This window comes from Sorangium sp. So ce1014 (genome assembly GCF_051521505.1).
Lineage (GTDB): Bacteria > Myxococcota_A > Polyangia > Polyangiales > Polyangiaceae > Sorangium.
This window is the reverse complement of the sequence record NZ_CP150356.1, coordinates 5773331-5798768: the sequence shown is the minus strand read 5'-3', so window position 1 is coordinate 5798768 and position 25438 is coordinate 5773331. Positions and strand designations below refer to the sequence as shown.

Annotated in this window: 5 protein-coding genes; all 5 read left to right on the top strand. The window is 73.0% G+C overall.

The window, feature by feature from the left end; all coding sequences use genetic code 11:
* Positions 1-8: 8 nt before the first annotated feature.
* From WME75_RS21830 to WME75_RS21810, 5 genes are read left to right on the top strand one after another with little or no spacing between them, the layout of a single operon-like run.
* On the top strand, positions 9-4751 hold the full coding sequence (locus WME75_RS21830) for a type I polyketide synthase (RefSeq protein ID WP_437494053.1): 4743 nt from the start codon (positions 9-11) through the stop codon (positions 4749-4751).
* The gene (locus WME75_RS21825; RefSeq protein WP_437494050.1) at positions 4748-10321 is read left to right on the top strand and encodes a type I polyketide synthase; all 5574 of its coding nucleotides are present in this window, start codon (positions 4748-4750) and stop codon (positions 10319-10321) included. The genes WME75_RS21830 and WME75_RS21825 overlap by 4 nt, the downstream gene beginning before the upstream one ends.
* Positions 10318-16065: a type I polyketide synthase gene (locus WME75_RS21820; protein WP_437494047.1), complete on the top strand. Its 5748-nt coding sequence runs from the start codon at positions 10318-10320 to the stop codon at positions 16063-16065. Before WME75_RS21825 ends, WME75_RS21820 begins: the two co-directional genes overlap by 4 nt.
* Positions 16062-20645: a type I polyketide synthase gene (locus WME75_RS21815; protein WP_437494044.1), complete on the top strand. Its 4584-nt coding sequence runs from the start codon at positions 16062-16064 to the stop codon at positions 20643-20645. The genes WME75_RS21820 and WME75_RS21815 overlap by 4 nt, the downstream gene beginning before the upstream one ends.
* Positions 20642-25405, top strand: coding sequence for a type I polyketide synthase (locus tag WME75_RS21810; RefSeq protein WP_437494041.1), 4764 nt, complete (start codon positions 20642-20644; stop codon positions 25403-25405). Before WME75_RS21815 ends, WME75_RS21810 begins: the two co-directional genes overlap by 4 nt.
* The last annotated feature ends 33 nt before the right edge of the window (positions 25406-25438 follow it).

The window sequence follows — 25438 nt, the reverse complement described above, 5'->3', positions numbered from 1 at the left end:
ATCCTGGGATGAGCAGCACCTCCGACATCGGGTCCGACGAGCTATCGCCGCTCCAGAGCGCGCTGTTCGCGCTCAGGAAGATGCGCGCTCGACTCGATGCGATCGAGCGGGCGCGCCGCGAGCCGATCGCCATCGTCGGGGCGGCGTGCCGCTTCCCCGGCGCGTCCGATCCGGAGTCTTTCTGGAGCGCCCTTCGCGAGGGGCGCGACGCGGTCCGGGACGTGCCGAAGGACCGGTGGGACATCGACGCGTACTACGATCCGACGCCGGGCGCGCCGGGGAAGATGTACACGCGCCGCGGCGCCTTCCTCGACGAGGTGGATCGGTTTGACGCGGGCTTCTTCGGCGTCTCGCCGCGCGAGGCCGAGGGCCTCGATCCGCAGCAGCGCCTGCTCCTCGAGGTGAGCTGGGAGGCGCTCGAACGGGCCGCGATCGCCGCTCCCGACCTGGCAGGCACGGCGACCGGCGTGTTCGTCGGGATCATGAACGGGGACTACGGGCTGCTCGTCGCCGACCACGTCAGCGAGGAGCGCCTCGATGGCTACGTGGGCACGGGCAACGGCTTCAGCTTCCAGGCGGGCCGCCTCTCGTACGTGCTCGGCGTGCACGGTCCCTGCATGGCGCTCGACACGGCGTGCTCCTCGTCGCTCGTCGCGATCCATCTGGCCTGCCAGAGCCTGCGAGACGGCGAGTGCCGCGTGGCCCTCGCCGGCGGCGTGAACCTGATCCTGTCGCCGCGCCCCAACATCGTGCTCTCCCATCTGCGGGCGCTGGCGCCGGACGGGCGGAGCAAGGCGTTCGACGCGTCGGCGGACGGCTACGGTCGGGGCGAGGGGTGCGGGGTGGTGGTGCTCAAGCGCCTGTCCGACGCGCTGACGGACGGCGACCCGATCGTGGCGGTGATCCGCGGCTCGGCGGTGAACCACGACGGGCCGAGCGGCGGGCTGACGGTGCCGAACGGGGTCGCGCAGCGGGCGCTGATCCGGCGGGCGCTGGAAGCCTCGGGGGTGGAAGCGTCGCAGGTGAGCTACATCGAGGCGCACGGCACGGGCACCGCGCTCGGGGACCCGATCGAGCTGAACGCGCTGGGGGAGGTGTTCGGTCCGGGCCGCTCGCCGGAGCGTCCGCTGTGGGTGGGAGCGGTCAAGGCGAACATCGGGCACCTGGAGGCGGCGGCGGGGGTGGCGGGCGTGCTGAAGGTGGCGCTCGCGATGCAGCACGGAGAGCTGCCTGTGCAGCCGCATCTGCGGCAGCCGAGCCCGCACGTGGCGTGGGCGGAGCTGCCAGTGCGGGTGCCGATGGAGCGGACGCGGTGGCCCTCGGCGGAAGGCGAGCGGCGCGTCGCCGGGGTGAGCTCGTTCGGAATGAGCGGGATCAACGCGCACGTGGTGCTGGAAGAGGCGCCTTCGCTGGCGGAGGTGAAGGAGGCCGGAGCGGAGCGTCCGGCGCAGCTCTTGTGCATGTCGGCGAAGCGCGAGGGGGCTTTGCGTGAGCTGGCGGGGAAGTACGCGGCGCACCTCGGGTCGCACCCGGAGGAGCAGCTCGGGGACGTGGTGTTCACGGCGCACACGGGGAGAGCGCACTTCGCGCACCGGCTGTCGGTGGTGGCGTCGTCCCGGGCCCAGATGCAGGAGAGGCTGTCTGCGTTCGCGCGAGGCGAGGGAGGGGAGCAGACGGAGCGTGGGCAGGTGGAGCGGACGGAGGGGCCTCGCGTGGCGTTCCTGTTCACGGGACAGGGGTCGCAATATGTGGGCATGGGGCAAGAGCTGTTCGCGACCGAGCCCGTGTTCCGGCGAGCGATCGAGGAGTGCGACGCGCTGTTGCGTGGTCACCTGGAGAGATCGCTGATCGAGGTGCTGTATCCGGCGGAGGGGCAGGCGAGCCCGCTGGATGAGACGGAGTACACGCAGCCGGCGCTGTTCGCGGTGGAGTATGCGCTGAGCGCGCAGTGGAAGGCGTGGGGGATAGAGCCCTTTGCGGTGCTCGGGCATAGCGTGGGCGAGTACGTGGCGGCGTGCGTGGCGGGGGTGTTCGGGCTGTCGGAGGGGATCGAGCTCATCGCGACGCGAGGGCGGCTGATGCAGGCGCTGCCGAAGCAGGGGGCGATGGCGGCGCTGTTCGCGGACGAGGCGACGGTGGCGGAGGCGGTGAGGCCGTACGCGGCGGAGGCGTCGATCGCTGCGGTGAACGGGCCTTCGGAGACGGTTGTATCGGGGGCGCGAGGCGCGGTGACGGCGGTGGTGGAGGCGCTGGGGGCGCGCGGCGTCAAGAGCCGGTGGCTGAACGTATCGCACGCGTTCCACTCGCCGCTGATGGCGCCGATGGTGGAAGAGTTCGAGCGGGCGGCGTCGAAGGTGAAGCTTGGGTTGCCGCAGCGGAAGCTGATCGCGAACGTGACGGGGAGGGCGGCGCGCGAGGAAGTGACGCAGGCGTTGTACTGGGCGAGTCATGTGCGCGCGCCGGTGCGGTTCCTGGAGGGGATTCGGGCGCTGCACGAGGCGGGGGCGGAAGCGTTCGTGGAGGTGGGGCCGAGTCCTGTGCTCTCGGCGATGGGGCAGCGGTGCGTGCCGGACGGGGCGGGGGTGTGGCTGCCGTCGCTGCGGCCGAAGCGCTCGGATTGCGCGCAGATGCTGGAGAGCCTGGGGGCGCTGTACGTGCGAGGCGCGAAGGTGGACTTCGCGGGCTTCGACCGCGACCGGGCCCGGCGCAAGCTCGTGCTGCCCACCTATCCCTTCCAGCGCGAGCGCTACTGGTTCGAGATCGAGAAGCACCGCACCGCCCGCGCGTCGGCGAACGACACTTCCCGGCAGGAAGGCGCAGGTTGTTACGAAGTCGACTGGCAGCCTCGGCCCCACACACCGGGAGCTCCGGTGCCGGCGGGGAGCTTTCTGCTGCTCGCCGATCGGAGCGGCGTGGGCGAGGCGCTGGCTCGGAAGCTCGTCGAGCGCGGGCATCGCTGCGTGCTCGCCTTTGCCGGTGAGCGCCTGGAGCCCGGCGCCCATGGGGTCTTTCGCGTCGATCCCGCGAGGCCGGAGGACCTGAAGCGCCTGCTCGTGGAAGCTCTCCCCGAGGGCACCTCCGCGTGGCAGGGCGTCGTGCACCTGTGGAGCCTCGACGCGGTCGCGGCGGAGGGCGCCTCGTTCTCGGACGACGCGGCCCTCTCGCTCGGCGCCGGCAGCGTGCTGGGCGCGATCCAGGCCCTCGCCGGCTCCGCGGGTGGAGGTCGGTTGTGGGTGGTCACCCGCGACGGCCGGCCCGCCGCGGGCCGCGCCGGGCCAGGAGCGCTCTCGTGGGGCCTCGGTCGCGTGATCGCCCTCGAGCACCCCGAGCTGTGGGGCGGCCTGATCGACCTCGACACCGCGCCGGCGGAGGTGCAGGCCGAGCGGCTGGGCGAGACGCTCCTCGAACCCGACGGGGAAGATCAGATCGCGTGGCGCGAAGGCGCGCGGCTCGTCGCCCGCCTCTCGCGGCTCCGCGCTCCTGCGGTGCCGCCCGGCCCGGCGGCGCTGCGGCCGGATGCTTCCTACCTGATCACCGGCGGGCTCGGGGGGCTCGGGCTGCAAGTCGCGCGCTGGATGACCGAGCGCGGCGCGCGGAATCTCGTCCTGGTCGGGCGGCGCTCTCCGCCGGAGGAAGCCCAGAGGGCGCTTCACGAGCTCGAGGCGATGGGGGCGAGGGTGCTCGTCGCGCAGGCCGACGTCGGGCGCCCCGAGGATGTGGCGCGGGTCCTCTCCGAGATGGCCGCCGGGATGCCGCCCCTCGGGGGCGTCGTGCACGCCGCCGGCGTCCTCGACGACGGGGTGCTCCAGCAGCTCGATGGAGAGCGCTTTCGTCGCGTGCTCGCCCCGAAGGCCGCCGGCGCGTGGAACCTCCACGTGGCGACCCGGGATCGCGCCCTCGACTTCTTCGTCCTATTCTCGTCGGCCGCCGGGGTGCTGGGATCGCTCGGACAGGGGAGCTATGCCGCGGCCAACGCGTTTCTGGATGCGCTCGCGGTTCACCGGCGTGCCCTGGGGCTTGCGGCGCTGAGCATCGCGTGGGGGCCATGGGACGGCGCCGGGATGGCGGGGACGACCGGCAAGCGGGAGCGCGAGCGCTGGCACGAGTGGGGCATCGACCTGATCCCTGGCGCGGAGGGGCTCGCGCTCCTCGAGCGTCTCCTGGCGGAGGACAGGTCGCACGTGGTGGCCGTGAACGCCGACTGGGGGCGCTTCGCGCGGAGCGCCCGCGGTGGCGCGTCGCTCCGGCTGCTGTCCGATCTGGTGGAGAGGCCGGGCGAAGGGCCGCCGGGCGAAGGGCCGCCGGCCGAGGCGCCGCCCGACCTGATGCAGCGGATCGCCGAGGCCGAACCGGCAGATCGGCGGGGGATCCTGCTCGCCCACGTGCGCCAGGAGGTCGCTCGCGTACTCGGCTTCGGCGACGATCGCGCGCTCGACGCCAGGGGCCGGTTTGCAGACATGGGGATGGACTCGTTGATGGCCGTCGATCTGAAGAACCACCTCCAGCGCAGCGTGGAGCGCGCGCTGCCGGCGACCCTGGCGCTGAATTACCCCTCGATCGAAGCGCTCACGAGCTACCTCGAAGCAGAGGTGCTCGCGCCGGAGCCGGCGGGGCGGGCGACCGAGGTGGAGGCGCTCGGGAGGATCACCGAGGTGGAGGCGCTCGGGGGGCTTCTGGACAGGCTGGAGCGACTCTCGAACGACGACGTCGAGCGGATGCTGGCCCGGATCGCGTCCGGAGGGCCTTCGTGAGCAGCTTTCTCGACCGCATCAGCCGCCTCGATCCCCGGCGGCTCGTGCTGTACGCCCACGAGCTCAGCGCGCGCGTCGAGCTCCTCGCGCGCGCCGAGCGCGAGCCCATCGCGATCGTCGGAATGGGCTGCCGGATGCCCGGTGGGGCCGACAGCCCCGAGGCGCTCTGGAGGCTCCTCCGGGACGGCGTCGACGCCATCGCCGAGATCCCCCGCGACCGCTGGGACATCGACGCGTACTACGACCCGGATCCTGACGCCCCGGGGAAGATGTCTACCCGCTGGGGAGGCTTCCTGGACGATGTGAATCGCTTCGATGCCAGCTTCTTCGGCATCTCGCCGCGGGAGGCCGCAGGGATGGACCCGCAGCAGCGCCTCGTGCTGGAGGTCGCCTGGGAGGCGCTCGAGCGGGCCAATCTCCCCGCGGACGGGCTCCTTGGCAGCCGGACCGGCGTGTTCATCGGCATCGGCACAAATGACTACCTGCGCCGAGCGCAGCGGCTCATGCCGACGCCTGCGAGCATCAACGCCTACCTCGGCACCGGCAACGCCCTGAGCGCGGCGTCGGGGCGTCTCTCCTATGTTCTCGGCCTGCAGGGGCCGAGCATGTCCATCGACACCGCGTGCTCGTCGTCGCTGGTGGCGATCCACCTCGCCAGTCAGAGCCTGCGTGCAGGCGACTGCACGCTGGCGCTCGCCGGGGGGGTCAACCTGATCCTCGAGCCGGACGCCAACATCGCCTTTTCCCGCGCGCGGATGCTCGCGCCCGACGGACGGTGCAAGACCTTCGCAGCCTCCGCCGACGGCTACGTGCGCAGCGAGGGCTGCGGGGTCCTCGTGCTGAAGCGGCTCTCCGATGCGCGTCGCGACGGCGATAACGTCCTCGCGATCCTCCGCGGCTCGGCGGTGAACCAGGACGGCGCGAGCAGCGGGCTGACGGTGCCGAGCGGACCTGCGCAGGAGGCCGTCGTCCGGGCAGCCCTCGAGCGCGCCGGCATCGAACCGTCGGTGGTCAGCTACGTCGAGGCGCACGGGACCGGCACGTCGCTCGGCGATCCCATCGAGGTGGAGGCGCTGGGCGCGGTGCTGGGCGCGGGTAGGCCTCCGGATCGGCCGCTGCTGATCGGCTCGGTGAAGACAAACATCGGCCACCTCGAGTCGGCGGCGGGCGTGGCCGGCGTGCTGAAGGTCGTGCTCTCGCTCTTGCACCGGGAGCTCCCGCCGCACCTGCACTTCGTCGCGCCGAACCCCCTCATCGACTGGAGCAAGGCGCGCATCTCGGTGCCGGCGACGGGCGCTCCCTGGCTGCCTGTCGAAGGGCGGCGCGTGGCGGGCGTGAGCTCGTTTGGCTTCGTTGGCACGAACGCGCACGTGGTGCTGGAAGAGGCGCCTTCGCTGGCGGAGGTGAAGGAGGCCGCAGCGGAACGGCCGGCGCAGCTCTTGTGCATCTCGGCGAAGCGCGAGGGGGCTTTGCGTGAGCTGGCGGGGAAGTACGCGGCGCACCTCGAGTCGCACCCGGAGGAGCAGCTCGGGGACGTGGTGTTCACGGCGCACACGGGGAGAGCGCACTTCGCGCACCGGCTGTCGGTGGTCGGGGCGTCGCGCGAGGAGATGCAGGAGCGGCTTTCTACGTATGCGCGTGGCGAGCCAGCGGAGCAGACGGAGCAGGGATGGGTAGAGCGTCCTGATGGCCCGCGGGTGGCATTCCTGTTCACCGGGCAGGGCGCGCAGTACTCGGGCATGGGGCAAGAGCTGTTCGCGACCGAGCCCGTGTTCCGGCGAGCGATCGAGGAGTGCGATGCGCTGTTGCGGCCGCACCTGGAGAGGCCGCTGATCGAGGTCTTGTACGCGGCGGAGGGGCAGGCGAGCCCGCTGGACGAGACGGAGTACACGCAGCCGGCGCTGTTCGCGGTGGAGTATGCGCTGGCCGCGCAGTGGAGAGCGTGGGGAATCGAGCCGTTTGCGGTGCTCGGGCACAGCGTGGGCGAGTACGTGGCGGCGTGCGTGGCGGGGGTGTTCGGTCTGTCGGAGGGGCTCGGGCTCATCGCGACGCGAGGGCGTCTGATGCAGGCGCTGCCGAAGCAGGGGGCGATGGCGGCGCTGTTCGCGGACGAGGCGACGGTGGCGGAGGCGGTGGAGCCGTACGCGGCGGAGGCGTCGATCGCTGCGGTGAACGGGCCGTCGGAGACGGTGGTGTCCGGGGCGCGCGGTGCGGTGACGGCGGTGGTGGAGGCGCTGGGGGCGCGCGGGGTCAAGAGCCGGTGGCTGAACGTATCGCACGCATTCCACTCGCCGCTGATGGCGCCGATGGTGGAGGCATTCGAGCGGGCGGCGTCGAAGGTGAAGCTTGGGTTGCCGCAGCGGAAGCTGATCGCGAACGTGACGGGGAGAGCGGCGCGGGAGGAAGTGACGCAGGCGGGGTACTGGGCGAGCCATGTGCGCGCGCCGGTGCGGTTCCTGGAGGGGATACGGGCGCTGCACGAGGCGGGGGCGGAAGCGTTCGTGGAGGTGGGGCCGAGTCCTGTGCTCTCGGCGATGGGGCAGCGGTGCGTGCCGGAGGGGGCGGGGGTGTGGCTGCCGTCGCTGCGGCCGAAGCGCTCGGATTGCGCGCAGATGCTCGAGAGCCTGGGGGCGCTGTACGTGCGAGGCGCGAAGGTGGACTTCGCTGGCTTCGACCGCGGCCGGGCCCGGCGCAAGCTCGTGCTGCCCACCTACCCCTTCCAGCGCGAGCGCTGCTGGATCGACCCGCCGCCGCGGTCGCAGCCCGCGCAGAGCGAAGGTCCGGGGGGCGGGCACCCGCTCCTCGGGCGGCGGCTCCACTCGCCGGCGCTGCGGGAGATCCTCTTCGAGGCCCGATACGATCCCCGGTCGAATTCGCTGCTGAACGATCACTGGGTGCAGGGCATGGCGATCGTCTCGGGCACCACGGAGATCGCGACGGTGCTGGACGCCGCGATCCGGAGCCTCGGCCCCGGGCCGTACGCGCTGGAGGACGTCTTCTTTGCCCAGCCGATCATCCTGGCCCCGGAGCGCCCGCGCAACGTTCAGGTCGTCCTCTCCGCGGACGAATCTGGAGAGCGCACTTTCCGGGTCTTCAGCCACGACGCGGCCGAGGAAGAGCCGGAGTGGACCCTGCACGTGACCGGCAAGCTCCGCGCGGCGGCCGATGCGACCCCCGCGGCGCCGCCGTCGCGGGACGACGTGCGGGGACGCTGCCGAGAGTCGATGTCCGGAGAGGCGTTCTACGGGGATCTGATCGGGCGCTTCGGCTTCGAGTTCGGGCCCTCCTTCCGCTGGATCGAGGAGATCTGGCGGCGTGACGGAGAGGCGCTGTGCCGGATGCGGCTCCCGGAGGTCAGCGACGGTGTAGACGCCTATGGCTTCCACCCCGGGCTGCTCGACGCCTGCTTTCAGCTCGCGATGGCCGCGGTCTCCCGCGTCAAAGTGGGCGTCCCCCTCGGGATCGAGCGCTTCGTCTTTCATGGCCCGCCCCGCGATCGCCTGTGGAGCCACGTCACGCTGCGCGGCCCCGACGACGCCCAGGCCGAGGTCGTGAGCGGCGACGTCTGCATCGTCGACGACGCGGGCCGGGTCGTCGCGGAGATGATCGGCTTCCGCGGCCGGCCGGCGACGCGCGACACGCTGCTCCGCACCGGAGGAGAACCGGAGCGCGCGCGCGACTGGCGGTACGATCTCGCGTGGCGGCCGAAGGCGCGTGGGCGCCCGGCGCCGGGCCGCGCTGGCTCGGGGCCGGGTCGCTGGCTGATCCTCGGCGACGACCAGGGCGTCGGCGCCGCCCTCGCGCGGCGCTTGACGGAGCGCGGCGACGATGCGGTCGTGGCGCCGGAAGACGCTCGCGAGGCCCTCTCGGACGCGACCCGCGCGCACGCCTGGCTGGGCGATCTGGCCTCTTCGCCCGGCCTCGCATGGCGCGGTGTGGTGCACCTCTCGGGCCTCGACGGCGCGACGCCGGAGGCGGCCGGCGCACCCTCCGCGAGCCTGCTCCACCTCGCGCAGGCGCTGTCCCGCCGTGGGGATATGGGACGCCTGTGGGTTGTGACCCGGCGCTGCCAGCCCGTCGCCTGCGCGCCGGACGAGGCGTCGCTCGGCGTCGCGCCGCTCTGGGGGCTCGGCCGGGTCATCGCTCTCGAGCATCCGGAGCGCTGGGGCGGCCTCGTCGACCTGGGGCCCGAGATCGCGCCCGAGCAGGAGGCCGCGCTGCTCTGCGACGAGATCGAGGAGCCCGACGGCGAAGATCAGATCGCGCTGCGGGGCAAAGAGCGGTTCGTGGCGCGCCTCGCGCGCGGCGCGGCCGGTGAGAACGTGGCGGGGACAGCGCTCGACGGCGGCGCGGCCTACCTGATCACCGGCGGCCTCGGCGCGCTCGGCCTGCACGTGGCACGGTGGATGGTCGAGCGCGGCGCGCGGCAGCTTTACCTCATCGGGCGGCGCGAGGCGCTGGAGCCGGCGCAGGCCGCGCTGCGCGAGCTCGCAGACGCGGGAGCAGAGGTCGTACCGATGCAGGCCGATGTGGCCGACGATGCGGCGCTCGGCCGGGTGCTGGAGACGATCTCCGCCAGCGGTCGTCCGCTGCGCGGCGTGGTGCACGCCGCCGGCGTGCTCGACGATGGCGTGCTGGAGCAGCAGAGCGCGGAGCGCCTCGCGCGGGTGATGGCGCCGAAGATCGCGGGCGCGTGGAATCTGCACCGCCGCACGCGGGCGCTCGATCTCGATCTGTTCGTGCTCTTCTCCTCGGGCGCGTCGCTGCTGGGGGCGCCCGGGCAAGGCAACTACGCGGCGGCGAACGCCTTCCTCGACGCCCTTGCGCACCACCGCCGGGCCCTGGGGCTCGCGGGGCTCAGCATCAACTGGGGCGCCTGGGCCGGCGCGGGGATGGCGGGCGGCGTGAAGGTGTCCGCGCAGCGACGTCAGGCCGCCCGCGGCGTGGGAGCGATCCCGCCGGCGGAGGGGCTCCGGTGGCTCGATCGGCTCCTGGCCGAGGGCGCGACCCAGGCCGCGGTGCTGCCTGTCACCAGGTGGTCACAGGACCTCGAGCCGTACCCTGCCGGAGCGCCGCCTGTGCTGGCCGAGCTCGTTCGCGAGGATCGCCGCGACGGCGCGGCCGACGCGGATCGCGACGATCTCCGCCGAAGGCTCGCAGAGGCTCCGGCGCCCGCGCGCCGCGGGCTGATCGACGCCTTTGTGAGGGAGCAGGTCGCCGCGATCCTCGGGCTCGGGCCCACCCACCCGCTCGAGATCCGGCAGCGGCTCTTCGATCTGGGGCTCGACTCGCTGATGGCCGTCGAGCTCCGAGGCCGCCTCCAGCGCCACGTGGGCCGCGCGCTCCCCTCGACGCTGCTGTTCGACTACTCGACGGTCGAGGCGCTGACCGGCTACCTGGCCGACGAGGTGCTTGCGATCCCGGTCGCCCCGGCGCCTTCCGCTGTCGTGCCTGCCCCCGCGACCGACGAGCGGGGAGCGCGGCTCGAGAGGCTGAAGGAGATGTCCGAGGGCGAGCTTTCGGAGCTCCTGCTGGAGAAGCTCGATGCGATCAAGAAGAGGTTGAAGTGAGCCAGAGCAAGCAGGACCAAAGCACGGCGCTGCTCAGCGCGCTCGTCGTCATCGAGGAGCTGGAGGCGCGGCTCGCGTCCTTCGAGCGCACGCGGACCGAGCCTGTCGCCGTGATCGGGACGAGCTGCCGCATGCCTCTCGGCGCCGACAGCCCGGAGGCCTTCTGGGAGCTGCTCCGCGAGGGCGTGGACGCCACGAGCGACATCCCCTCCGACCGGTGGGACATCGATGGTTTCTTCGATCCAGACCCCGAGCATCCGGGCAAGAGCTACGTCCGCCGGGGCAGCTTCCTGCGCTCCGTCGATCAGTTCGATCCATCCTTCTTCGGGATCTCGCCGCGCGAGGCGCAGAGCCTCGATCCCCAGCAGCGTCTGCTCCTCGAGGTGAGCTGGGAGGCGCTCGAGCGGGCAGGGCAATCCCCGGACGCCCTGTTCGGGAGTGCGACAGGCGTGTTCATCGGGATGATGAGCAACGATTACGCCCACCTGATCAACGCGGCGCAGGCGCGCGGCGGGAGCGACGGGTACACAGCGAGCGGGAACGAGTTCAGCTTCGCCGCGGGCCGCCTCTCGTACGTGCTCGGCCTGCAGGGCCCTTCGATGGTGGTGACCACCGCGTGCTCGTCGTCGCTCGTGGCGATCCATCTGGCCTGCCAGAGCCTGCGGAACGGCGAGTGCCGCGTGGCCCTCGCCGGCGGCGTGAGCTTGATGCTATCGCCCGATCCATGGGCCGCGCTCTCGCGGCTCCGGGCGCTGGCGCCGGACGGGCGTTGCAAGACGTTCGACGCGTCGGCGGACGGCTACGGCCGTGGCGAGGGGTGCGGGATGGTCGTGCTCAAGCGGCTGTCCGACGCGCTGACGGACGGCGACCCGATCGAGGCGGTGATCCGTGGCTCGGCGGTGAACCACGACGGGCCGAGCGGCGGTCTGACGGTGCCGAACGGGGTGGCGCAGCGGGCGCTGATCCGGCGGGCGCTTGCGGCGTCGGGGGTGGAAGCGTCGCAGGTGAGCTACATCGAGGCGCATGGCACGGGCACATCGCTCGGGGACCCGATCGAGCTGAACGCGCTGGGTGAGGTGTTCGGTCCGGGCCGCTCGCCGGAGCGTCCGCTGTGGGTGGGAGCGGTCAAGGCGAACATCGGGCACCTGGAGGCGGCGGCGGGGGTGGCGGGCGTGCTGAAGGTGGCGCTCGCGATGCAGCACGGAGAGCTGCCTGTGCAGCCGCACCTGCGGCAGCCGAACCCGCACGTGGCGTGGGCGGAGCTGCCGGTGCGGGTGCCGATGGAGCGGACGCGGTGGCCCTCGGCGGAAGGCGAGCGGCGCGTCGCCGGGGTGAGCTCGTTCGGAATGAGCGGGATCAACGCGCACGTGGTGCTGGAAGAGGCGCCTTCGCTGGCGGAGGTGAAGGAGGCCGGAGCGGAGCGTCCGGCGCAGCTCTTGTGCATGTCGGCGAAGCGCGAGGGGGCTTTGCGTGAGCTGGCGGGGAAGTACGCGGCGCACCTCGGGTCGCACCCGGAGGAGCAGCTCGGGGACGTGGTGTTCACGGCGCACACGGGGAGAGCGCACTTCGCGCACCGGCTGTCGGTGGTGGCGTCGTCCCGGGCCCAGATGCAGGAGAGGCTGTCTGCGTTCGCGCGAGGCGAGGGAGGGGAGCAGACGGAGCGTGGGCAGGTGGAGCGGACGGAGGGGCCTCGCGTGGCGTTCCTGTTCACGGGACAGGGGTCGCAATATGTGGGCATGGGGCAGGAGCTGTTCGCGACCGAGCCCGTGTTCCGGCGAGCGATCGAGGAGTGCGACGCGCTGTTGCGTGGTCACCTGGAGAGATCGCTGATCGAGGTGCTGTATCCGGCGGAGGGGCAGGCGAGCCCGCTGGATGAGACGGAGTACACGCAGCCGGCGCTGTTCGCGGTGGAGTATGCGCTGAGCGCGCAGTGGAAGGCGTGGGGGATCGAGCCGTTTGCGGTGCTCGGGCACAGCGTCGGGGAATACGTGGCGGCGTGCGTGGCGGGGGTGCTCGGGCTGTCGGAGGGGCTCGGGCTCATCGCGACGCGAGGGCGGCTGATGCAGGCGCTGCCGAAGCAGGGGGCGATGGCGGCGCTGTTCGCGGACGAGGCGACGGTGGCGGAGGCGGTGAGGCCGTACGCGGCGGAGGTGTCGATCGCGGCGGTGAACGGGCCGTCGGAGACGGTGGTGTCCGGGGCGCGAGGCGCGGTGACGGCGGTGGTGGAGGCGCTGGGGGCGCGCGGCGTCAAGAGCCGGTGGCTGAACGTATCGCACGCATTCCACTCACCGCTGATGGCGCCGATGGTGGAGGCGTTCGAGCGGGCGGCGTCGAAGGTGAAGCTTGGGTTGCCGCAGCGGAAGCTCATCGCGAACGTGACGGGGAGGGCGGCGCGCGAGGAAGTGACGCAGGCGGGGTACTGGGCGAGTCATGTGCGCGCGCCGGTGCGGTTCATGGAGGGGATACGGGCGCTGCACGAGGCGGGGGCGGAAGCGTTCGTGGAGGTGGGGCCGAGTCCTGTGCTCTCGGCGATGGGACGGCGGTGCGTGCCGGAGGGGGCGGGGGTGTGGCTGCCGTCGCTGCGGCCGAAGCGCTCGGATTGCGCGCAGATGCTCGAGAGCCTGGGAGCGCTGTACGTGCGAGGCGCGAAGGTGGACTTCGCGGGCTTCGACCGCGACCGGGCCCGGCGCAAGCTCGTGCTGCCCACCTATCCCTTCCAGCGCCGTCGATGCTGGATCGACCCGCCTTCCGCCACAAAGAACGGCGCGGCCGCGCCGGCCAGCGCCGATACGTCGGTTGCCCGCTACTACGATGCGCTCTCCACGGTGGACGCGGGCGACTCGCCCGAGAGGGATTCGCTCGAGCAGGCCTATCTCACCTTCCCGCCGTTCCGGGAGGCCGTTCCGGAGTTCTCCTGGCTCAGGACCATGGCTCGCCCGCGAAGGCACCCGGCGGATTTCGCGCGCATCGGCGCCGCCCAGCGCGAAATGCGGCAAGTCGCGTTCCGGCACGTCGATTTCCTGTCCTGCTCCAAGGCGCTCGACTTCGGTTGCGGCCACGCCGCGGATCTCGTCGCGCTCGCGGAGCAGTATCCGCACCTCGAGCTCCACGGCTACACGATCTCCCCGGAGCAGGCCCGGCTCGGTCATCGAAAGCTCCGCGCCCACAGGCTCGAAGATCGCGTGAAGATCTTCAACTGCGACAGCACGCGGCACGACTTCCCCTCGCAGTACGACGTGATCCTCGGGTTCGAGGTGGCCGCGCACATCGCGGATAAAGACGCGCTCTTCGCGAACGTCAGCCGGCACCTCCAGCAGGGCGGCTTCGTCGTGATGGCGGACTTCGTCTCGAATGGCGCGTCTTCCATCGTGCACGAGGAGACGTCGTCGTACCTCGTGACTCGGGACGAGTGGTGCGACCTCTTCGCGCGCTACCGGCTCAGCGTGGCCGAGTGCGTGGACGTCAGCCGCGAGGTCGGGAACTTCTTCCACGACGAGCGCCTGGAAGAGCACTTCGCCGAGGTCGGTCCGGGGCTCGATCCGCTCGTCCTCCAGAGCTTCCGGTCGTACGCGAACCTCGGCAGGATGCTCGAGAAGAAGCTCGTGAGCTATGTCCTCCTGGTCCTGCGCAAGGACGGCTACGCGCGCGCAGAGCACGTCTCCCGCGCCGCCCGAGCCCGGATGAGCGCGCCGCTCCCGTATGCCGCGGCGGCCCGGGGCGAGGAAATGCCCGCCGCCGCGCTCGAGAACGGCGCGCCCTCTCCGCTCTCCGCCGGCGCGCGGGCCGAAGCCTCGCTCGATGCCGGGGTGTACGCGGTCGAGTGGTCGCCGCTGGAGCGCCGCGATGCCTCGTCGCGGCCGGCGTCGGAGAGCCCGGGTTCGTGGCTCGTCGTCGCCGATGGCGGAGGGGTGGGCGCTCGCCTCGCGAGCTTGCTGGCGGCGAAGGGCGAGCGCTGCGATCTCGTCCGCCCGAGCGACGCCGCGCGCCGCGAGCGGCTCGCGGAGATCCTCCGGGACGCGGCGCAAAGGGACGGCCGGCCTCTCCGCGGGCTCCTGCACCTCGGGAGCCTCGACGCGGGGACGGCGGAGCCAGCCTCGACGGAGGCGCTCGACGCGGCGCAGGCGATGGGCTGCGTGAGCCTGCTCGCGTCGATCCAGGCGCTCGCGGACGTGCCGGAGGCTCGCTCCGCCCGGCTCTGGGCCGTCACGCGTGGCGCGCAGCCGGTCTCCGGCGCAGCTCCGGCGATCGCGGCGGCGCCGGTATGGGGGCTCGGGCGGGTGGCGGCGCTTGAATACCCCGAGCAGTGGGGCGGGCTCGTGGATCTGGCGCCGGAGGCGTCCGACGCGGACGCGGCGCAGCTGCTCGACGTCATCGAGCGCCCTGACGGCGAGGATCAGATCGCCCTCCGGGGCGGCCAGCGTCACGTCGCCCGGCTCGCGCCGCAAGCCGTCCAGGAGGCGTCGCGGGTCGAGGTGAGCGCCGACGCGATCTACTTGATCACGGGCGGGCTCGGCGCGCTGGGCCTCGCGGTGGCGCGATGGCTCTTCGCGCGCGGCGCGAAGCACCTCGCGCTCGTCGGACGCCGCGGGCTGCCGCCGCGCGACACCTGGGCCGATCTGCCGGCGGATCACCCGCTCCAGCCGGCGATCTCTGCCGTCCGCGCCCTCGAGGCGGAGGGGGCGAGCGTGCAGGTGATCGCCGCCGACGTGGGGGACGAAGCGCGGATGACCGAGCTCTTCGCGTCGCTGCGCGCAGCGGAGCTCCCGCTGCGCGGCGTCGTGCACGCCGCGGGCTTCGCGGACACGCGGCCGATCCGGGCGCTCGACGAGCGCGCCGTCGAGGCGGTGCTCCGCGCCAAGGTGAGGGGTGCGTGGCTCCTCGATCGGCTCGCGCGCGGCGCGCCCCTCGACTTCTTCGTCTCGTTCTCGTCGATCGCGTCCGTCTGGGGCTCCGCGGGGATGGCGCACTACGCCGCGGCCAACGCCTTCCTGGACGCCCTCGCGCACGCGCGCCGGCGCGAGGGCCGGCCCTACGTCAGCGTGAACTGGGGGCCCTGGGCGGGCGGAGGCATGGCCTCGCCCGAGCTCCTGGCAGAGCTCGAGCGGATCGGGATCTCCGCCCTCTCGCCCGAGGACGGCCTCGCGATGCTGGGGCGCCTCGCCGGCGGCGGCGTCGCGCAGGCGGTTGTCGCCCGGGTCGACCTTCGCGTCTTCAAGTCGATCCAGGAGGCGATGCGGCGGCGGCCGCTGTTCGAGCGCTTCGAAGGCGCGTCCCGCGGGCCTGCGCCCGCGGCCGGCGAAGAGCATGGCCTGCAGCGCGAGCTCTCCGAGGCGCTCCCGCGGGCGCGCTCCTCGATGGTGGCCGAGCATGTCCGCTCGCAGGTGGTGAAGATCCTGAGGCTCGATCCCTCGGACCCCATCGACCCGCGCCGCCCGCTCCGCGAGCTCGGCCTCGACTCGTTGATGGCGGTCGAGCTCCGGAACCTCGTCGAGCGCTCCACCGGCCGTCGCTTCTCCGCGACGCTCCTCATCGACTATCCGACGCTCGAGGCGCTCTCGCGGAAGGTCGCGGAGGAGCTGCTCGGGCCCGAGGTCGGGCCGGACGGGCTCGACGCGAAGCCGCCGGGAGCCGAGCCGCCTCGGCCGGAGGCCGCGGCCGATCTCGACGATCTCTCGGAAGACCAGATGGCCGCCGCGCTCGCGGAGGAGCTCGCCGCGATGCGGACTCTCAGGCTGACCTCATGAGCAATCCTGTCGATCGCATCGATTACCGCGGGCTCCTCAAGGAGGCGACCCTCGAGCTCCGGGAGATGCGCGCCCGCTACGAGGCCCTGCAGCGCGCCCGCACCGAGCCCATCGCCATCGTCGGCATGGCCTGCCGCTTCCCGGGCGCCGACGATCCCGAGGCTTTCTGGCGGCTGCTCCGCGACGGCACGGACGCGATCCGCGAGGTCCCGCCCGAGCGCTGGGACGTCGACGCCTACTACGACCCCGACCCCGGGACGCCGGGGAAGATGTACACCCGCCAAGGCGGCTTCCTCGACGGCATCGATCGCTTCGACGCTGCGTTCTTCGAGATCGCGCCGCGCGAGGCCGCGCGCGTCGATCCGCAGCAGCGCCTCCTCCTGGAGGTCGCCTGGGAGGCGCTGGAGCGCGCCGGCCGCGCGCCGGACCAGCTCGCGGGCACCGAGACCGGCGTGTTCGTCGGCATCAGCAACACCGACTACGCGCAGCTCTGCATCGGCGGGGGGGATCCGACCCGGATCGACGCATACCTGCCGACCGGCACCATGTTCAGCGTCGCCGCGGGTCGTCTGTCCTACGTGCTCGGCCTGCACGGACCGTGCATCGCTGTCGACACCGCCTGCTCGTCGTCGCTCGTCGCGATCCACCTGGCCTGCCAGAGCCTGCGCAGCGGTGAGTGTCGCGTGGCCCTCGCCGGGGGGGTGAACCTCATCACCTCACCGCTCTCCACCATCGCTGTCTCGCAGCTGCGCATGATGGCCCCGGACGGCCGCTGCAAGACGTTCGACGCCGCGGCCGACGGCTACGTGCGCGGCGAGGGGTGCGGCATCCTCGTGCTCGAGCGCCTCTCCGACGCCCTTGCCAACAAGAGCCCCATCCTCGCCGTCGTCCGGGGCTCGGCGGTCAACCACGATGGGCGCAGCGGCGGGCTCACCGCTCCGAACGGCCCGGCCCAGGAGGCGGTCATCCGCCGCGCGCTCGCCAGCGGCGGCGTTTCGCCCGCGGAGGTGAGCTACGTCGAGGTGCACGGGACCGGCACCTCGCTCGGTGATCCGGTCGAGGTCGGCGCGCTCCGGGCGGCGCTGCGCCACGGGCGCTCACCGGAGCAGCCGCTCTGGCTCGGCTCGGTCAAGACAAACCTGGGACACCTCGAGTCGGCGGCGGGCATCGCCGGCCTGATGAAGGTGGCGCTCGCCTTCCAGCACCGCGAGATCCCGCCCCACCTGCACCTCAAGGAGCTCAGCCCTCACATCACGCTCGACGACATCCCGGCGTCCGTCCCGACGCAGCGGACCGCCTGGGAGGTCTCTGTCGGGCGGCGCATCGCCGGCGTCAGCTCGTTCGGCTTCGGCGGGACCAACGCGCATGCCGTGCTGGAAGAGGCGCCGGCGGCGGCGGAGAAGGTGCCCCCGGCGGAGCGCCCGCCGCACCTCCTTTGCCTGTCGGCCAAGCAGCCGGAGGCGCTCGAGGCCATGGCCTTGCGCTACGCCGCGCACCTCGAACAGCACCCCGAGGAGCGGCTCTCTGACGTCTGCTATACGGCGGGCATCGGGCGCGCCCACTTCGCGCAGCGGCTCGCGATCGTCGCGGACACGCGCCGGGAGATGCGCCAGGCGCTCGACGCTTTCGCCCGGGGGGAGCTCGGGGCCGGCGCGGCGCGGGGCGAGGCGCCGATCGAGGGGCCTGCCCGGGTTGTGTTCCTCTTCTCGGGTCACGGCTCTCAATGGGCGGGGATGGGAGGAAGGCTCCTCGACGAGGAGCCCGCCTTCCGCAAAGCGCTCGAGGCGTGCGACGCCGTGATCCAGCGCGAGGCCGGCTTCTCGGTCGTGGCCGAGATCTGTGCCGATGAGCGGAGCGCACGGCTCGATCCGATCGACGTCGGCCAGCCTGCGCTGTTCGCCCTCCAGGTAGCGCTCGCGGCGCTGTGGCGATCGTGGGGCGTCGAGCCCTGGGCGATCCTGGGGCACGGCGTGGGCGAAGTGGCCGCGGCGCAGGTCGCCGGAGCGCTCACGCTGGAGGACGCCGCGCGGATCATCTGCCGGTGGAGCCGCCTGCTCCGCAAGGTCAGCGGGAAGGACGCCACGATCCTGCCCGAGCTCCCGATGGAGAAGAGAGAGCCGCTGGGCGCGGAGCTCTCCGCCGCGCTGCGCGGGATCGCTCCGAAGAGGGCGAGCCTGTCGATGCGCTCGACGGTGACGGGAGAGATCGCGCACGGAGAGGAGCTCGGCGCGGAGTACTGGGCGAGGAGCCTCTGCGGCCCCCTGCAGCTCGCGCGCGCGACGCACGCCTTGATTGAAGGCGGTAACGCGGTGTTCCTCGAGGTGAGCCCCCATCCCATCCTCGCGCCGGCCATCGACGAGACCCTGCGCGAAAAGAGGCGAAAAGGGGCGGTGATCGCCTCGTTGCGGCGGCACGCCGAGGAGCGGCGAAGCTTGCTCCAGGCGCTCGGCGCGCTCTACGCCCACGGCGGCGTCGTGGACTTCCGGCAGATCCATCCCGAGGGCCGCGTCGTCGTGCTGCCGACCTATCCGTGGCAGCGGGAGCGCTACTGGGTCGATGTCGAGCAGGCGTCCGGGGGCCCTTCGGGGCCGCAGGGCGCAGGGGAAGGCTCGCCGTTCCTCCTGCAGATGTGGCGGCGCGCGGAGCCGCAGGGCGCGCCGGAGGTGCCGGCGCCGAAGGGATCCTGGCTGCTCCTCTCGGACGAAGCGGGGCTGGCGAGAGAGGTGCAGTCGCGCCTCGAGGCGCGCGGGGAGACGGTGGTGCGCGCCGGGCTGCGGGACCCGGAACAGGGCAACGAGGGCGGCTACACGCTGGATCCAGCGGCTCCGGCCAGCTTCGATTCCCTGCTGCGCGACGCCTTCCCGGGCGGTGCTCCCCGCCGCGGCGTGATCCATCTGGGGAGCCTCGACGGCCCCGCGCCGGAGTCGATGACCGCGGCGTCCCTCGACGCTGCGCAGACGCGCGGCGCTGGCTGCGCGCTGCACATCGTGCAGGCGCTCGTCCGCGCAGGCTTTCGCGATATGCCGCGCCTCTTCCTCGTCGCGCGGGGGACGCAGGCGATCGACGGCGAGCCCCGCGACGTCGCGGTCGCGCACGCGCCGCTCTGGGGCCTCGGGCGCACCGTCGCCCTCGAGCACCCCGAGCTTCGGTGCACGCGCATCGACCTGGATCCCGCGGGCTCCGCGGGCGAGGCCGAGGCCCTGGTTCGAGAGCTCCTCTCGGAGCGGTGGGAAGAGGAGATCGCGCTGCGGGCCGAGCGCCGCTACGTCGGCGCGCTGTCGCGGGTGTCCGATGAGGAGGTGCGCGGGGCGGAGCAGGACAGCGCGCGGCCTGCCATTCGCGCCGATGCCACGTACCTGATCACCGGCGGCGTGGGGGGCCTCGGCCTGCTCGCCGCGAAGTGGCTCTCGGACGCGGGAGCGAAGCACCTCGTGCTCGTCGGGCGGCAGGGGGTGACCACGGAGGCGCAGGCCGCGGCGATCGCCGCCCTGGAATCGGCCGGCGTCGAGGTGACGGTGGCGAAGGCCGACGTCGCCGATCCGGCGGAGCTCGCCGCGCTCGTGCGCGACGTGAGGGCGCGCCTGCCAGAGCTCCGCGGCGTGCTCCACACCGCCGGCGTGCTGGATGATGGGCTCCTCATCCACCAGGACATGGAGCGCTTCCGCAAGGTGTTCGCGCCGAAGGTGCTCGGCGCATGGAACCTTCACGCAGCGACGCTGGACGCGCCGCTCGATTTTTTCGTTCTCTACTCGTCGTCGGCGTCGCTCTTCGGCCCGCCTGGCATCGGGAACTACGTGGCAGCGAACGTCTTTCTGGACGCGCTGGCCCATCATCGCCGGCACCGCGGGCTGCCCGCGTTGAGCATCAACTGGGGGCTCTTCGCCGGCGTCGGCATGGGGATCACGGCCGAGCGCGAGGGGCGCATGACGCAGCGCGGGTGGCGCAGCATCACGCCCCAAGAGGGCGAGGCGCTCTTTCACCGCCTGCTCTCCGTGGACCGCGCGCAGATGGGCGCCGTGCACTTCGACGCGCGGCACTGGGTTGATCTCCACCCGCTCGTGGCCTCCTCGGAGCGCCTGTCCTCGATCGTGGCCGAGGCCCGCGCCGCCGCGGCCGGAGCCCGCGCCGCCGCGCCGCGGCTCGCCGCGCTCGTGCGCGAGCTCCGCGAAGCGGCGCCGGACGAGCGCCGGCGGAGGGTCGAGAAGCTCGTGCGCGAGCAGGTGGCCGCAGTGCTGCGGATCGACGGCGCCCGCATCGACGCGCGGGCGCCCTTCAGGACGCTCGGGTTCGACTCGATCATGGGCCTCGAGCTGCGCAACTGCCTCGAGTCCGGGCTCGGCCTCACGCTCTCGGCGACGCTGGTCTGGACCTATCCGACGGTCGCCGCGCTCTCGGAGCAGCTCGCCGTCGAGCTCGAGCCCGTCGACTTGCCGGGCTTGCCGGGCCCGGACGCGAAAGCCGGGCCTCTCGACGGCTCGCCGGAGGCCGACGTGGCCCTCGATGTGCACGCTTCGGACGACGATCTGCTCGCGGCCTTCGACGCGTCGATGAGCAGGATCGAGAGGGGACGCAAGGAATGACCACGGCCCTGCTGGAGGAGTACCGGGCGCGCCTGCGCAAGGCGATGGTCAAGCTCGGGGAGCTGGAGGCCGAGCTCGAGGCGACGCGGCGAGCGGCGGCCGAGCCGATCGCGATCCTCGGCATGGGATGCCGCTTCCCGGGGGGGGCGACAAGCCCGGAGGCGTTCTTCGGGCTGCTGGAGGGAGGCGCGGACGCGGTCGCCGAGGTGCCCGGCGAGCGCTTTCACCTGGGCTCCTCCGCGGCGGATTCCGCCGATCCCGGGGCAAGGGCGGCGCGCTGGGGCGCGTTCTTGAAGGAGGACGTCGGCCTCTTCGATGCGGCCTTCTTCGGTATCGCTCCCCGGGAGGCGCGGGCGATGGACCCGCAGCAGCGGCTCCTGCTCGAGGTCGCGTGGGAGGCGCTGGAGCGCGCCGGACAGGTCCCGGAGAAGCTGTTCGGCGGCCGGGTCGGCGTCTTCGTCGGCACGTCGATGACCGATTACGCCGAGCTCAGCGGCGCCAGCATCGCCGAGTCGGGTGACGTCTATACGGTCACCGGGACGGGACACTGCTTCACGGCGGGCAGGCTGTCCTATGCGTTCGGGTTCCAGGGGCCGAGCATGATCGTCGACACGGCCTGCTCGTCCTCGCTTGTGGCGGTTCACCTCGCCTGCCAGAGCCTGCGGAGCGGCGACAGCGCGCTGGCCCTGGCCGGCGGCGTGAACCTCATCCTCTCGGCCACGCCGATGCGGCTCCTGGCGAGGAGCCAGGTGCTCTCGCCGGACGGCCGCTGCAAGGTGTTCGACGCCGGGGCGAACGGCTTCGTGCGCGGAGAGGGGTGCGGGATCATCGTGCTGAAGCGCCTGTCGGACGCGCAGCGCGACGGCGACCCGATCCTCGCCGTGATCCGCGGATCGGCGGTGAACCAGGACGGCCGGTCCACCGGGCTGACCGCGCCCAACGTGCTGTCGCAGAAGGCGCTGCTGCGAAAGGCCCTCGAGAACGCGCAGGCGGCGGCCTCGTCGATCGGGTACGTCGAGACGCACGGGACGGGGACGTCGCTCGGCGATCCGATCGAGCTCGAGGCGCTCAAGGCCGTGCTTGGAGCGCCGCGCGCGGACGGCGCGGCGTGCGTCCTCGGCGCGGTGAAGACCAACATCGGACACCTCGAGGCGGCAGCCGGCGTGGCAGGGTTGATCAAGGCGGTGGTCTGCCTGGAGCGCGAGATCGTTCCGCGGAACCTGCACTTCAGGGCGCTGAACCCCCGGATCACGCTGGAAGGGACGCCCTTCATCGTCCCCACGGCGCCCGTCCCATGGAAGCGCGGAGAGAAGCCGCGGCTCGCGGGCGTGAGCTCGTTCGGCCTGAGCGGGACGAACGCGCATGTCATCGTGGAAGAAGCGCCCAGGCTGGAGCCTGTGGCGGACGCGCGAGAGGCATCGAGCTACCTCCTGCCGCTGTCGGCGAAGAGCCCGGAGGCGCTCTCGGCCCTCGCGAGGCTGTACGGCGAGGCGCTGGTCGTCGAGGCGTCCCAGGAGGGCGGGGCGCGCCTGCACGACATCGTGTACACGGCGAGCGTGCGGCGCAGTCACCACGAGCACCGGCTGGCCGTGGTAGGGCGCGGCCGGGCGGAGATGGCCGCCGCGCTCTCCGCGTTCGCGCAGGGGGAATCGCCGGCGGGCCTGGTCCGCGGCAAGGTGCCTCCGGCGGGGCGAGGCCGCGTCGCCTTCGTCTTCTCGGGGCAGGGCTCCCAGTGGGTCGGGATGGGGCGCTCGCTCCTCGGCGAGGAGCCCGTGTTCCGCGCCGCGATCGAGGCCTGCGACGCGCTCGTTCAGCGGCACGCGGGCTTCTCGTTGCTCGAAGCGCTCGCCGCGCCGGAGGTGAGCTCGCGCCTGAACGAGACCGAGGTCGCGCAGCCTGCCTTGTTCGCGATCCAGGTCGCGCTGTCGGAGCTGCTGAGGTCGTGGGGCGTCACCCCGGACGCGGTGGTGGGCCACAGCGTCGGCGAGGCGGCGGCGGCCTACGTGGCCGGAGCGCTGAGCCTCGAGGCGGCGGTGCGCCTCGTCTGCCTGCGCGGACGCGTGATGCAGAAGGCGACAGGGCTCGGGAAGATGGCCGCGGTCGCGCTCGGCGCCGGGGACGGGGCGCGCGCCCTCCGCGGCCACGAGGACCGGCTCTCGATCGCGGCGATCAACGATCCCGGCTCGGTGGTGCTCTCCGGAGAGGCCGCGCCGCTCGAGGAGCTCCTGGAGCGGCTCCGGGGGCAGGGCGTGCTCTGCCGGATGCTGGGCGTGAACTACGCGTTCCACAGCCCGCAGATGGCGCCGCTGGAAGGCGAGCTCGCGCGCGAGCTGGGGCGGCTCGCGCCGCGCCGGGCGGCGATCGCGATGTACAGCACGGTGACGGGCGCGCAGATCGAGGGCGAATCGCTCGATTCCGGGTACTTTGCTCGGGGCATCCGGGCGCCGGTGCTGTTCGCGCAGGCGGTGGAGGCCGCGGCTTCGGACGGCTGTCGGGTCTTCGTGGAGATCGGCCCGCACCCGGTGCTCGCCGTCAACCTGAGGCAGTGCCTCGGCGAGGAGAGCGGCGAGGGCCGGAGCGTGACCACGCTGCGTCGCGGGCACGACGAGCGCGAGAGCCTGCTGCGCGCGATGGGCCAGCTGTACGCCCACGGCCAGACGGTCGAGTGGCCAGCGCTCTTCTCTCCGGGAGGCCGCACCGTGGCGCTGCCGACCTACCCCTGGCAGCGACAGCGGTACTGGCTCGATGCCCCCGGCGCGACGCCGCGCGGGAATGTGACGTCGGAGACGTCGGAGACGGCGGAGACGTCGCGGCCGGAGGCGACGGAGGGCTCGTTCGGCGTCGCGCCCGCGGACTGGCTGTACGAGGCCCGATGGCGTCCGGCGCCGCTCGCGCCGTCGCGGCCTCCGGCGCCGGCGCACTGGGTCGTGCTCGCGGACGAGGGGACGGTAGGAGACCGGCTGGCCGACGCGCTCGAAGCCGAGGGGGCGACCTGCTCGCGGCTTCGCTCGGGGACCGCATCGGATCTGCAGGGTCAGGACGGGGCGCCCCTGGATCCGGCCTCCGCGGCGGAGCTCGGCGCGTGGTGGGCCGACCTGCTCGCGGCGCGCGGACCGGTCCGCGGGGTGGTGTACCTCGCTGGCCTCGACGCTGTGCCGGAGGGAGGCGAGGGGCTCTCCGCGGCGATCGGGCGGAGCGTGACCCGCGCGCTCGCCTGGGTGCAGGTGGTGGCCAGGAGCGAGCTCAGCCCGCCGCCGAAGCTCTGGCTCGTGAGCCGCGGGGCCGTCGCGGCGGCTCCGGGCGACGCCGTGCCCGCGCCGTGGCAGGCGCCGCTCTGGGGCCTCGGTCGGGTGCTGGCGCTCGAGCACCCGGAGGTATGGGGAGGGCTCGTCGATCTGGCCCCTTCGGTCGAGGACGGCGAAGAGGCCGCGCTGGCGGCCCACCTGCTCGCGTCGGACGGTGAAGATCAGATCGCCTTGCGAGGCGCCCAGCGCTACGCGGCGCGCCTCGTGCGCGGCGCCCTTGGCGAAGGTGCGCGCGAGGTGGCGCTCGATCCCGGCGCGACGTACCTCGTCACGGGCGAGCTCCGCGCGCCGGCGCTCGATGTGGCGCGGTGGATGGTCGACCGCGGCGCGCGGCAGCTCTGCCTCCTCGGGGCGGACGAGCCGGACGAGGGCGCCCAGGCTGCGCTGCGCGCGCTGGAAGCGAGGGGAGCGCGTGTCACGGTGATCCGGGCCGACGTCGCCGACGCCGCGGCGCTCGGGGAGGCGCTCGCCGCGCTCACGGCCGGCGGCTGCCCGCTGCGCGGCGTTGTGCACGCCGCGGAGGCGCTCGAGGACGGGGTGCTGCTCCAGCAGAGCGCCGACCGCTTCGCGCGCGTCCTGCGGCCCAAGGCGGAGGGGGCGTGGAACCTGCACCTCGGCACGCGCTCGCTCGACCTCGACTTCTTCGTCCTGTTCTCGTCGGGCGCGTCCCTCCTGGGCGTGGAGGGGCAGGGCAACTACGCCGCGGCGAACGCCTTTCTGGATGCCCTCGCTCACCACCGCCACGCCGCGGGGTTGCCCGCGCTCAGCATCAACTGGGGCGCGTGGGCGGGGACGGCGCTCGCCGAGGCGCTCGAGAGGCAGGCGCTGCGCTGGCACGGAGCGCGGGGCGCGGGCGTGATCGCGCCCGCCGAAGGGCTGCGCTGGCTCGAGCGGCTCGTCGCCTCGGGCGCGGTCCAGGCCGCCGTGCTGCCGATCGACGCGTCCCGCCGCGCGGAGCCTGCGGCCTACGGCGCTGTGCCTGCCCTGTTCTCCGAGCTCGCGCGGGAGGCGCGCGCACCCGAGGCAGAGGCTCGGCCGGATCTGCGCGCGCGCCTCTCGCAGGTCGCGCCGGGGGCCCGACGGGCGATGGTCGCGGAGCACGTGCAGGGCGAGGTCGATCGTGTGCTGGGCATGGATCCTTCGCAGAAGGCGCCCCCGCAGCGGGGTTTCTTCGACATGGGCATGGACTCGCTCATGGCGGTCGAGCTGAAGAACCAGCTCCAGCGCAGCGTGGGGCGCCCGCTCCCCTCGATGGTCGTGTTCAACCATCCGACCATCGAGGCGCTGGCCGAGCACCTCGCGTCCTTGCTGCTCGACGACGGCGCCCCCGCGCTCCCGCTGGAGCATGCCGGGGCGCCCATGCGAGCGGAGATGATCGACGAGGTGGAGCAGCTCTCGGACCACGAGATGACGGCGCTCATCGATCGCGAGCTGTCGAGCCTGCTTTCCGCATGAGGAGCGAGCGAGTGATCCACCGAAACCAGGGCG